The sequence below is a fragment of the Vibrio sp. Y58_MX_L22 genome, assembly GCF_024181865.1.
GTDB classification, from domain to species: Bacteria; Pseudomonadota; Gammaproteobacteria; order Enterobacterales; family Vibrionaceae; genus Vibrio; species Vibrio alginolyticus.
Genome location: NZ_JAMZAN010000010.1, coordinates 121,475 through 131,924 on the forward strand (window position 1 = coordinate 121,475; position 10,450 = coordinate 131,924).

The following is a 10,450-nucleotide window of genomic DNA, read 5'->3' on the forward strand; positions in this document are numbered from 1 at the left end:
GAGATAAAGAACTGGTCTGTTATTTGGATCTGGTTATATCCACTGCTTTTAAGTTTGAAAACTAAATTAATATGGTGTTTTTTTCTTAAAGGTTGCCAAATGATGAGTCTTTCGTCATTATGCGGCGAAAATTTTATAGATTGAACCACGTGTACTTATTGACTTTAGGTATACAAAAAGTGGTCTAAGCATACACAACATTCATTAATTAAAAGACAAGGGTTATCTGTGAAGCAGACGTTAAAACTAACAGATATTATCGCAGTAGGCTTTATGCTATTTGCGTTCTTTTTAGGTGCGGGCAATATTATCTTTCCACCTCTAGCGGGTCAGTTAGCGGGTGAAAACTTAATGCCAGCTATGTTTGGTTTCTTGCTAACAGCGGTAGGTCTACCTCTTATTACTATCGTTGCTATTGCTGTTGCTGGTGGTTCTTGGGATCACTTGACGCAAGATCTTCCGAAAAAAGCGGCAGTTCTTATGGCTGCACTGATTTTCATCATCATTGGTCCTGCGTTTGCAGCGCCTCGTACTGGCCTAGTGGCTTACGAGATGGCGGTGAAACCTTTCTTCCTTGAGGCATCACAAACGCATCTGACAGCGTTCTCAGTGATCTTTTTTATCGCAGCGATGATGTTCTCATGGTTCCAAGGTCGTTTGATCGATCTTATCGGTAAAGTACTGACACCAGCATTGTTTGTTGGTTTGATCATTCTTGCTGTCGCTGTCTTCCTTGATCCTCAGGGCGATATGATAGGCGCGCACGGTGAATACCTAACGCAGCCTCTGACCAAAGGCTTCTTAGAAGGCTACAACACAATGGATACGTTCGCGTCATTGATGTTTGGTATGCTGATGGTTGATGCACTGCGCGGTAAAGGCATTACTGAGCGCTCTGCAACTACTAAATATCTGATCTATGCAGGTTGTATTGCTGCTGCTGGTCTTGCGTTTGTTTACATCTCACTATTTTACTTAGGTGCGACGAGTGCAACGGTTGCTGCTGGTGCTGATAATGGTGGCCTAGTGCTTAGCCAATACGTTCAAGCGTTGTTTGGTCCATACGGTCAAATCGTTCTGTCTGTCATCGTATTGCTAGCGTGTCTGACAACCGCGATTGGCTTGATTTCTGCGTGTTCAGATTTCTTCAGCTCGAAAACACCACTGTCATACAAGCAATGGGTACTGATTAATGGTTCTGTTTGTGCATTGGTTGCAAACGTTGGTCTTGCACAGCTGATTTCTCTGTCAGTGCCAGTATTGTTTGCGCTGTACCCTGTGGCGATTGCGTTGGTTGCACTAACATTTGTGCGCAGCAAACTGCCAAATCCACGTTTTGCTTACCGCGCGGTACTGCTTGTATCTCTGTTGTTTGCGTTGGTTGATGCGGCAAAAGTATCGGGTATTGATGTTTCTGCGTTTAACATGTTGCCACTATTCGAAGTCGGCATGGGTTGGGTGCTTCCAACATTTGCGGCTATCGTGTGCATGTTCTTCATCGCGAAACCTCGCCCAGAACTAGCACAAGAAACCGCGTAATCACTTCGCGTTATCAAGATAATAAAAAGCCCGATGAATTACTTCATCGGGCTTTTTACTTTTTAATGATTACGTGTTTGCGCTATTAAAGCGTGTCGTGGAATTCCACAAGAACTTGTTCACACCATTTTTCGATGCGTTCATCACTCAGTTCGTACTGTGAGTCTTCATCTAACGCAAGTCCAACAAACTTGCTGCCATCTTCGATCAGTGCTTTCGATGCTTCAAATTCGTAGCCTTCATTTGGCCAGTAACCGATAAAGGTTGCGTCTGTGGCTTGTAATTCATCGTGAAGTAAGCCCATCGCATCTAAATACCACTCTCCGTAACCTTCTTGGTCACCCAGGCCAAACAGCGCTACAACTTTGCCTTTCAGTGGCGTGGTCGCGATGTCTTGCCAAATCGCGTTCCAATCTTCTTGAATTTCACCAAAATCCCAAGTTGAGATGCCAAGGAGTAATAAGTCGTAGTCCGCCATTAGTGATAACGGTGTCTCTTTCACATTGTGAATGTCGACAAGGTCTTCACCAATAAGGGTACGAATTTTCTCTGCTGCCATTTCGGTGTAGCAGGTCGTTGAGCCGTAAAAGAGTCCGATTTTCATTATATTCGTCGTTATTTGTGTTGCTGTTGTGGAAGATTCTAACCATAAATTGAGGAAGATTGCAGCGAATATCCTATGTGGGATGATTTTTTATGGTATTGGATTGGCAGGTGCTTTAATCTAAATACTGTAAATATAAACAGATAAGGAAGCATTCATGACGGCACAACAGCCTGTCAATCAACAAGATTTTTCGCTTGTTGAGCAATTCTTAGATGCGATGTGGATGGAGCGTGGCCTATCAGAGAACACGTTGGCTTCCTACCGAAACGATTTAATGAAGCTGCTCGTGTGGATGGAAAAACATCGATACCGTCTTGATTTTATCAGTTTGTCTGGCTTGCAAGAATATCAAAGCCACCTTGTAGACTTAGATTACAAACAGACGTCCCGTGCGCGTATGTTGTCGGCTATTCGTCGTTTATTTCAATACCTGCATCGTGAGAAGGTGCGTGCTGATGACCCGAGTGCGCTCTTGGTTAGCCCTAAACTGCCACAACGTTTACCCAAAGATATTAGTGAAGAGCAAGTGGACGCGTTGCTCGAAGCGCCAGACCCGAATGACCCTATAGAATTGCGCGATAAAGCGATGCTAGAGCTACTCTACGCGACAGGGTTGCGTGTGACAGAGCTCGTCAGTTTGACCATGGAAAATGTTAGCTTGCGCCAAGGGGTGGTGCGCGTGACTGGTAAAGGCGGTAAAGAACGCCTGGTTCCTATGGGGGAAAACGCGGTCGATTGGATCGAGACGTTCATTCAACAAGGGCGCCCTGCGTTACTTGGTGATACATCATCTGATATTGTTTTTCCTAGTAAACGCGCAAGACAAATGACTCGTCAGACGTTTTGGCACCGTATTAAGTACTATGCTTTGATAGCAGGGATTGATACTGATCAGCTGTCGCCGCACGTACTGCGTCATGCCTTTGCCACGCATTTATTGAACTATGGCGCAGATCTCAGGGTCGTACAGATGCTTTTAGGACATAGTGACTTATCGACCACGCAAATTTATACTCACGTGGCGACTGAACGATTGAAGCAGATCCACAGTCAACACCACCCAAGAGCATAACAATGGTTAGATTCATCCATGTCTTCTTGGAAAAACGATTTTACATTAAGGTGAATTTCATGAGCGTATTACGCCGACTAACTCTGCTGACTTTACCATTTTTTGTTACCGCTTGTGGTGCAGAAGAAAGTCAGGCTCAAACGGAGACTCCTGCGCAACAAGTGGCGCCAGCTGCCCAGAGCGGCTTTGATGAAGCAGCATTAAAAACTAAGTTCTCAAAGCTTGGTTTATCTATCGTTGATATTCAACCATCAGACGTCGCTGGCTTATTGGAAATTCAAACCAATGGCGGGATCCTGTTTGCTTCAAATGATGGTAGCCATTTTATCGCCGGTACGCTTTATGCCATTAATGATGATGGCAGTTACAAAGATGTCATAGCAGAGCGTCAAGCGCCACTTAACGCCGAGAAAATTGCGCAGTTCTCCGATAGCATGATCGAATACAAAGCCGACGATGAAAAGTACGTTGTGACCGTATTCACTGATATCACATGTGGTTACTGTGTGCGTCTGCATAGCCAAATGCAAGGCTATAATGATCTAGGTATTACAGTGCGTTACATGGCTTACCCTCGCCAAGGTGCAACTGGCCCTGTGGCAGAGCAAATGGCAACGATTTGGTGTGCTGAAGATCCGGCGTCGGCAATGCACAACGCGAAAGTGAATCGTACATTTGATAACCCTGCGAAAGACCTGAAACAGTGTAAAGAAACCATCCAGGCGCATTACAATCTAGGTCGCCAATTGGGTATTTCTGGTACGCCAGCAATCTTCTTACCGAATGGCGAAATGGTTGGTGGCTACCTACCACCTGCAGAGCTATTGAAACGTTTAAAGCAACTATAATCCATTAGGAGCAGAGTCGGCAAAGTTGTCGGCTCTTTTAAGCATGATAGAAATTCAACGACGTCCTGAACCTGATCTTTCCCTTCTTCCTGATTCCATTCCTCCGATTCTTAAACGTATCTACATCAACCGTGGGATAACGGATCTTTCACAATTAGAAACGTCGGCCCGTGGGTTGCATTCATATCAAAAACTCGGGGGGATTGAGCAAGCTGTCGATCTTTTGTTTCAGGCGATAAAAGAACAAAAACGCATCATCGTTGTCGGTGATTTTGACGCTGATGGTGCGACAAGCTCAGCATTATCAGTACTCGCGCTGCGTATGCTTGGTAGTCACAATGTGGATTACTTAGTGCCAAATCGTTTTGAAGACGGTTATGGGTTAAGTCCAGAAGTCGTTGACCAAGCCTTAGAGCTTGGCGCTGAGATGATCATGACGGTGGATAACGGCGTCTCATCAATCGAAGGCGTGCGTTACGCAAAAGAAAGTGGCATTACCGTGCTTGTTACCGATCACCACTTGCCAGGACAAGTGTTGCCTGATGTGGATGCGATGGTGAACCCAAACCTTGAGAGCTGTAGCTTTCCATCTAAAGCGCTTGCGGGTGTGGGGGTCGCGTTTTATCTCATGATGGCACTATGCGTTCATATGCGAAAACACAATTGGTTTGCAGAACAGGGGATGCAAGAGCCCAAGTTGATGGAACTGATTGACCTTGTTGCACTGGGTACCGTCGCCGACGTCGTTCCATTGGATGAAAACAACCGCATTCTTGTACACCAAGGTTTGCAACGTATTCGTGCGGGCAAAGCGCGTCCCGGCATCCAAGCGTTAATTGAGGTCGCTAAGCGCGATGCGCGTCGTTTAGTTGCGTCCGATTTTGGCTTTGCTTTAGGTCCACGTATTAACGCAGCAGGCCGTCTTGATGATATGTCTTTCGGTGTTGAACTGCTGATGTGTAACAACATCCACGCAGCTCGTCGCATGGCAAGTGAATTGGATGGCTTGAACCAGACTCGTAAAGAGATTGAAGAAGGCATGAGGCAAGAAGCGATGGCTTTCTGTGAGCGCCTTCAGTTTGGTGAAGGCAATGAGCTTCCTTATGGCTTAGCCTTATTCCAACGTGATTGGCACCAAGGTGTGATTGGTATTTTGGCTTCGCGCATTAAAGAGAAGTTTCATCGTCCAGTCATTGCATTTGCTGATGGTGGAGAAGGGACGATTAAAGGCTCGTGTCGTTCTATTCCGGGGCTACACATGCGCGATGCGTTGGATTTCATCGATACGCAAAACCCGGGTTTGATCATCAAGTTTGGTGGACACGCCATGGCAGCAGGCTTAACGATTAAAGAGCAGGATTTTGAGCGTTTCAGTCGTTTGTTTGATGAAGTGGTAAAAAAGGAACTCGATGAAGCGGCGCTAAAAGGCGTGATCATGTCAGATGGTGAACTTAAGCCGGAAGAGTTCTCTATGCACGTTGCTGAACAGCTGCGATCGGGTGGCCCTTTTGGACAAGCTTTCCCAGAGCCAATCTTTGATGGTGAGTTTAAAGTACTGCATCAAAAGCTGGTGGGTGAGAAGCATCTTAAATTGATGTTAGAGCCGCTTTATAAAGGTCACCCTACCAATGTGATGATCGACGGTATTGCATTCAATGTTGATCTACGTCGATGGCCAGATGCATCGGTTAAAACAGTACATCTCGCGTATAAGCTGGATGTGAATGAATTTCGTGGTAATCAATCATTGCAATTGATGATCGACCATATCGAAGCTAAGTAATACCTAGATCAACCTTTCTTATAGAGTACGGTTGCCCCTAAGTGGGCGTAAAATTTTATGACCGTGCTCTCTCTCACCGCAATCTGATTTCTCATCCGAAATTTTCCTGTATCTCGGTCACATTTTTCAGTAGAATTTCTCGGTTAAATTCTATTCTAAAATGTTGAGTAAACATGTTTGAAATCAATCCAATTAAAAACCGTCTGCAGGACGTGTCTCAGCGCACAAATGTCCTGAGGGGGTATCTTTGACTATGACGCGAAGAAAGAGCGTCTAGAAGAAGTCAACGCAGAACTTGAACAACCAGATGTATGGAACGAACCTGAGCGTGCGCAAGCACTGGGTAAAGAGCGTGCATCACTAGAAGCGGTTGTTGAAACCATTGATCAACTAGAGCAAGGTGTGGAAGATGTAGAAGGTCTTCTTGAGCTGGCTGTAGAAGAAGAAGATCAAGAAACATTTGACGAAATTGAACCAGAACTTGCTGAGTTGGAAGAGAAGCTAGAAAAGCTTGAATTCCGTCGTATGTTCTCTGGCGACCACGATAGCTCTGATTGTTACATCGATTTGCAAGCTGGCTCTGGTGGTACAGAAGCACAAGACTGGACTAACATGCTGCTGCGTATGTACCTACGTTGGGCAGAAGCGAAGGGCTTCAAAGCTGAAGTGATTGAAGTCTCTGAAGGTGAAGTCGCGGGTCTTAAGTCGGCAACAGTTCGCATCTCTGGTGAATATGCGTACGGTTGGTTACGTACTGAAACGGGCGTTCATCGTCTTGTTCGTAAATCTCCGTTCGATTCAGGCGGTCGTCGCCATACGTCATTTGCTTCTGCGTTCATCTATCCAGAGATTGATGAAAACATCGACATCGACATTAATCCTTCCGACCTACGTATTGACGTTTACCGTGCGTCAGGCGCAGGTGGTCAGCACGTAAACACCACAGAATCTGCGGTACGTATTACGCACGTACCTACGAACACAGTGGTTCAGTGTCAGAATGACCGTTCTCAACATAAGAACAAAGATCAGGCAATGAAACAGCTTCGAGCGAAGCTATTTGAGCTTGAATTGCAAAAGCAAAATGCGGAAAAACAAGCTAATGAAGACGCTAAGTCTGACATTGGCTGGGGTAGCCAGATCCGTTCTTACGTATTGGATGACTCACGTATTAAGGACCTCCGTACGGGCATTGAAAACCGTAATACTCAAGCGGTTCTTGATGGCGATCTGGACAAATTTATTGAAGCTAGCCTGAAATCAGGTCTATAAAGCTTTTCACCGACAAAAACAGGATACATCGAAAATGACTGATGCTGTTCAAAACGAAACTGTACTAGAAGAAAATAAGCTGATTGCTGAACGCCGCGCTAAACTGGATGCAATCCGAAAGAGCTGCAAAGCGAACGGCCATCCAAACGACTTCCGTCGTGACGCACTAGCGGGCGACCTTCAGAAAGAGTTCGGTGAAAAGACGAAGGAAGAGCTAGAAGAGCTTAACCACGTAGTAGCAATCGCAGGCCGTATCATGGCTAAACGTGGTCCATTCTTGGTAATTCAAGAAACTTCTGGCCGTATCCAAGCTTATGCTGACAAAGCGGTTCAAAAAGTACTTAAAGAAAAATACCAAGGTCTAGATATCGGTGACATCATCGGTGTTAAAGGTGCACTTCATAAGTCTGGTAAAGGTGACCTATACGTGAACATGGAAGAGTACGAGTTGCTAACCAAAGCACTACGTCCACTTCCAGAGAAGTTCCACGGTCTAACTGACCAAGAGATGCGTTACCGCCAACGTTACGTTGACCTGATCGTTAACGAAGACTCTCGTCAAGCGTTTGTAGTACGTTCTAAAGTAATGTCTGCAATCCGCAACTTCATGATCTCTAAGCAGTTCATGGAAGTTGAAACGCCAATGATGCATGTTATCCCTGGCGGTGCGAGTGCGCGTCCATTTATCACGCACCACAACGCACTAGACATGCCAATGTACCTACGTATCGCGCCAGAGCTATACCTGAAGCGTCTAGTTGTTGGTGGTTTTGATCGCGTATTCGAAATCAACCGTAACTTCCGTAACGAAGGCCTTTCTCCACGCCACAACCCAGAATTCACAATGATGGAATTCTACATGGCGTACGCAGACTACAAAGATCTGATGGACCTAACTGAAGAACTACTAAGCTCAGTGGCGCAAGAAGTTCTAGGTTCAACGTCAATGCCTTACGGTGATGAAACGGTTGAGTTTGGTGGTACTTACACTCGTATGAGCATGTTCGAAGCAATCAAGCACTACAACCCAGACCACGCGCAAATCCAAGCGCTAACAGAAGAAGACCTACAAAACCGTGATCTAATGGTTTCTATCGCGAAATCTGTTCACGTTGAAGTAGAACCTTTCTGGACATGTGGTCAGCTTCTTGAAGAGATCTTTGGTGAAACAGCAGAACCTAAGCTAATGCAGCCTACGTTCATCACTGGTTACCCAGCAGATATTTCTCCGTTGGCTCGTCGTAGCGATGATAACCCGTTCTTTACAGACCGCTTTGAGTTCTTTATCGGTGGCCGTGAAGTAGCGAACGGTTTCTCAGAGCTTAACGATGCTGAAGACCAAGATGCACGCTTTAAAGCACAGGTTGAAGCGAAAGAGTCTGGTGACGACGAAGCAATGTTCTACGATGCAGACTACATCACTGCTCTAGAGCACGGCCTACCGCCAACAGCAGGCCAAGGTATCGGTATCGACCGTTTGGTTATGCTACTGACTAACACGCACACTATCCGTGACGTGATCCTATTCCCTGCAATGCGCCCGCAAGCGTAATTCGATAGGATGAGTAAAAAACCACCTTCGGGTGGTTTTTTTTTGCCTTTTAGTTAAGTTAATTCAAGTTGTTGCATTTGCCTTTTAATGGGATATGCAAATAAACATTCGCCAAATCTCAATCTATTGCATAGTCTTAATACTGAGACAGACGTGAGGGGGCGGAGTCTCGATAATGTTACCCGCTCGCAAAGATAAGTTTGTGGCACAAAATTTCTATTAACAATGAAAAAGGGTTAGAGAATGGCTGGGCAGTTTAAGATGGATTCCATCCCGGGATCGCTTGTGGTAGTTGGCGGTACTTATGAGCCTTGGTTATCGGTACTGGAGCAAGTGGGCTGGAAGTGTCACCAAGTAGGTGATTTACGCAAAGCTAATACGCTGTTAGAAGATATTGGTCCATGTATCGGTATTGTTGATCTCAGCCATGACGAGTTCAGCTTGAATGGTTTGGCGAACTTAGTCAGCTCTCACAAACACGTACGTTGGTTAGCGTTTATTCGTGAATCTCAGCTTGGCACTGACACCATATGCCAGTTCATTGTTAACTTTTGTATCGACTTTTTCACAGCGCCGATCCCAGATGCACAGTTATTAAGCACAATAGGTCACCAGCTTGGCATGCTTAAGTTGGAGAAAAAAGTTTGGCCTAGTTTTGGTAGCAGTTTAGATATGGGTCTGATCGGTGAATCTATCCCGATGAAACGTTTACGCGATCAAGTGAAGCGCATTGGTCCAACGGACGTCAGCATTCTGATTTCTGGGGAAAGTGGGACTGGTAAAGAGGCGGTTGCTAGGGCCATCCATAAAGTCTCTTCACGCTCTCATAAACCGTTTATGGCAATTAACTGTCGCGCACTCAATGAACAACGTTTCCAAGCTGAAGTATTTGGTATTAACGCCGATGAAGATATGGAAGCATGCCTGCTTGAACAAGCAGATGGTGGCACCGTGTTGTTTAATGACATTCTTACCATTTCAAAAGAGCAGCAAATGAATCTGCTGAGATTCTTGCAAGAAGGCACCATTGATACCAAAGATGGCGTAAAAGCGGTTAACGTACGCATTCTTGCTGCTAACTCGTCAGATGTTGAAAAAGCTTTGATTGACGGTGACTTCAATGAAGAACTTTACCATTACATCAACGTTCTGCGCATCAATGTCCCTAGCTTGAAAGAACGTGCGAGTGACATCGCATTGCTGGCTCGTTTCTACTTACAAGAGTTCTCAAAAGAGTACAACTCGCAAGCAAAAAGCTTTTCTGAGGATGCATTCAAGGCACTGACACGTTATTTCTGGCCTGGAAATGTGCGTGAGCTGATGAACCAAGTGAAGCGAGCGGTATTAATGTCCGACAGCGTAATGATTGAAGAGCATCACTTAGATTTACCTCAACGTAATGACTCAAAGCGCAGCTTGAAATCAATCCGTGAGAAGAGTGAACGTGATGCGTTGCTGGTTGTTTTGGAATCTCATTCTGGTCAAGTTTCAAATGCGGCGAAAGAGCTCGGAGTTTCGCGTGCAACCATGTATCGACTACTTAATAAACATAACTTGATTTCCGAACAAGCCATGTAGTTGGCCTTTCCCTGTGTTAAATAGGCGAATAAATACAATAAAAGAGAGTGGCCACAGAGCCGCTCTTTTTATTTTTTGTTTTCAGCCCTAAACCACCTACTTCAGTAGGTGGTTATCATCCGTTTCGGCTTTGCCTGTAAAACTACTCATGCTAAATGCGTCTTTGATTTTTCCAGAAGTCAAAGAGGACAAATAACAT

The 10,450-nt window shown here is 45.3% G+C and carries 8 protein-coding genes; 7 read left to right on the plus strand and 1 reads right to left on the minus strand.

What is annotated here, in order from left to right; all coding sequences use genetic code 11:
- The first annotated feature begins 228 nt into the window (after positions 1–228).
- The gene (gene brnQ / locus NL626_RS19575) at positions 229–1,539 is read left to right on the plus strand and encodes a branched-chain amino acid transport system II carrier protein (RefSeq protein ID WP_005381792.1); all 1,311 of its coding nucleotides are present in this window, start codon (positions 229–231) and stop codon (positions 1,537–1,539) included.
- A gap of 85 nt (positions 1,540–1,624) precedes the next feature.
- Here brnQ and fldB read toward each other — a convergent pair whose 3' ends face one another.
- The gene (fldB, locus tag NL626_RS19580; RefSeq protein ID WP_253657661.1) at positions 1,625–2,143 is read right to left on the minus strand and encodes a flavodoxin FldB; all 519 of its coding nucleotides are present in this window, start codon (positions 2,141–2,143) and stop codon (positions 1,625–1,627) included.
- Between the two features lie 157 nt (positions 2,144–2,300).
- Here fldB and xerD point away from each other — a divergent pair, with 157 nt between their 5' ends.
- From xerD to vpsR, 6 genes are all read left to right on the plus strand, one after another.
- The gene (xerD, locus tag NL626_RS19585) at positions 2,301–3,218 is read left to right on the plus strand and encodes a site-specific tyrosine recombinase XerD (RefSeq protein WP_005381788.1); all 918 of its coding nucleotides are present in this window, start codon (positions 2,301–2,303) and stop codon (positions 3,216–3,218) included.
- 59 nt (positions 3,219–3,277) lie between these two features.
- A complete protein-coding gene (gene dsbC, locus NL626_RS19590) occupies positions 3,278–4,066 on the plus strand; it encodes a bifunctional protein-disulfide isomerase/oxidoreductase DsbC (RefSeq protein WP_005381786.1) in 789 nt (262 codons plus the stop codon).
- 43 nt (positions 4,067–4,109) lie between these two features.
- On the plus strand, positions 4,110–5,849 hold the full coding sequence (recJ, locus tag NL626_RS19595) for a single-stranded-DNA-specific exonuclease RecJ (RefSeq protein ID WP_253657662.1): 1,740 nt from the start codon (positions 4,110–4,112) through the stop codon (positions 5,847–5,849).
- A 173-nt stretch (positions 5,850–6,022) separates the two neighbouring features.
- Positions 6,023–7,121, plus strand: a protein-coding gene (prfB, locus tag NL626_RS19600) for a peptide chain release factor 2 (protein ID WP_100068604.1) whose coding sequence is annotated in 2 segments (ribosomal slippage) — positions 6,023–6,097 and positions 6,099–7,121 — 1,098 coding nt in all. Because the reading frame shifts where the segments join, the coding sequence is not laid out codon by codon here.
- 34 nt (positions 7,122–7,155) lie between these two features.
- Complete coding sequence (gene lysS, locus NL626_RS19605) at positions 7,156–8,673, plus strand: lysine--tRNA ligase (RefSeq protein WP_005382861.1); 1,518 nt, start codon at positions 7,156–7,158, stop codon at positions 8,671–8,673.
- 243 nt (positions 8,674–8,916) lie between these two features.
- Positions 8,917–10,251, plus strand: coding sequence for a cyclic-di-GMP-binding transcriptional regulator VpsR (gene vpsR / locus NL626_RS19610; protein ID WP_017635067.1), 1,335 nt, complete (start codon positions 8,917–8,919; stop codon positions 10,249–10,251).
- Positions 10,252–10,450: the final 199 nt, after the last annotated feature.